Genomic DNA, 706 nt, shown 5'->3' on the forward strand with positions numbered 1-706 from the left:
CCTGACCACACGACCATTAGCTGGAATCGCCGGATTCGTTTTAAAGATACGACTGTATTTCAGGATATTTTCGACGAGATCGTTCGACTTGCCATCCACCATCGGATGGTTGCAGGTCGTGTGCTCATCACGGACTCCACACATATTAAAGCGAATGCGAGTAAAAGCAAATATACGATGCAGATCGTTGAGCAAAGCCCCCATGAATACATGCAGGAACTGGATAAAGCCGTAGATGAAGATCGAGAAAAACATGGAAAAAAGCAGTTGGAACGCACGGAGGAGGTGCAGGAGACGAAGCAAATTAAGGTAAGCACGACGGATCCGGATAGCGGCTACATGATGCGCAAGGGGAAACCTGAGGGTTTCTTTTACTTGGATCATCGTACGGTTGATCATAAATTCAATATCATTACCGATGTGCATGTGACAAAAGGAAATGTGAATGATTCCGTCGTTTATATCGAGCGATTAAAGCACCAAATCGAAAAATTTGGATTTGAAGCTTCGCTCGAGGCCGTAGCTCTTGACTCCGGTTATATGACGCCACACATTTGTAAAGAAACCCTCGATCAGAAGATTTTCACGGTCATTGGGGGACGCCGCGCCACGTCGTCTTTAGAAGGAATGTCGAAGGAACGGTTTGTCTTTGAGGCCGAGAAGAATGTATATCGTTGCCCCCAAGGGCAGGAACTCATGTACAGCA

The 706-nt window shown here is 46.3% G+C and carries 1 protein-coding gene; it reads left to right on the forward strand.

Annotation, left to right across the window (positions count from 1 at the left end):
- A partial coding sequence (locus ACFQ0C_RS31640; protein ID WP_483875019.1) for a transposase occupies nt 1-706 on the forward strand: 706 nt, incomplete at both ends.

This window comes from Paenibacillus sp. GCM10027630, assembly GCF_042676305.1.
Classification (GTDB): Bacteria; Bacillota; Bacilli; order Paenibacillales; family NBRC-103111; genus Paenibacillus_S.